The organism is Vibrio sp. 2130-1 (assembly GCF_033339515.1).
Window position 1 is genome coordinate 1 of the sequence record NZ_JAWOUT010000213.1, and the last position, 749, is coordinate 749.

Annotated in this window: 1 protein-coding gene; it reads right to left on the reverse strand. The window is 46.6% G+C overall.

Annotation, left to right across the window (positions count from 1 at the left end):
- Positions 1 to 4 precede the first annotated feature (4 nt).
- Positions 5 to 749 (reverse strand): type IV pilus secretin PilQ (gene pilQ / locus R7Q09_RS25265; RefSeq protein WP_318143836.1); only part of this gene is annotated, 745 nt, incomplete at its 5' end.

The window sequence follows — 749 nt, forward strand, 5'->3', positions numbered from 1 at the left end:
GCCACTACTGAATAACGACCTTAGGCGTAACGAAAATTAGCAACTCACTTTTGCCAACGTTTTCGTAACTTCGGCGGAAAAGTGCGCCTAATAGCGGAAGATCGCCCAACAATGGCACTTTATCCACTGAGTTAGTAATGCTGTGCTGAAAAATACCACCGAGCACAACCGTCTCACCATTATTCACCAGAACTTGGGTACCAATGCGCTGCGTATCAATTGCCATTGCCTCTCCTGTGCCCGTTTTCACTACCTTACCAGGTCGGTCTTGGGTCACACTCAGATCCAACACTAAACGATTGTCAGGTGTGATCTGCGGTGTCACCTTCAAGCTCAACACCGCTTTTTTAAAGGTCACTGACGTTGCACCACTCGATGAAGATTCTAGATAAGGAATTTCGGTACCTTGTTCAATGTACGCGGGCTTCTTATTGGTCGTGATCAATCGTGGGCTCGAAATGATTTCTGCTTTTGATTCTTGCTGCAATGCAGACAGCTCTAAGTCCAATAATGTATCAGAACCTAACTTTGCCACTTGGAACGCAATGCTCGCCGCATTCGGGTTGGTCGCGGCTAAATTCACATTAAGAAAATCATCGATACCAACACCATCACCACCCTCTTCACCTTCGCCATCACCACCACCTTCGTACAAACCGATTGTCGCTAGGTTGTTCTCAATAGAGCCACCAACGGTGTTGTTACCATTAATAGAAGTGAAGCCCCAACGAATACCTAACTCGTCCATG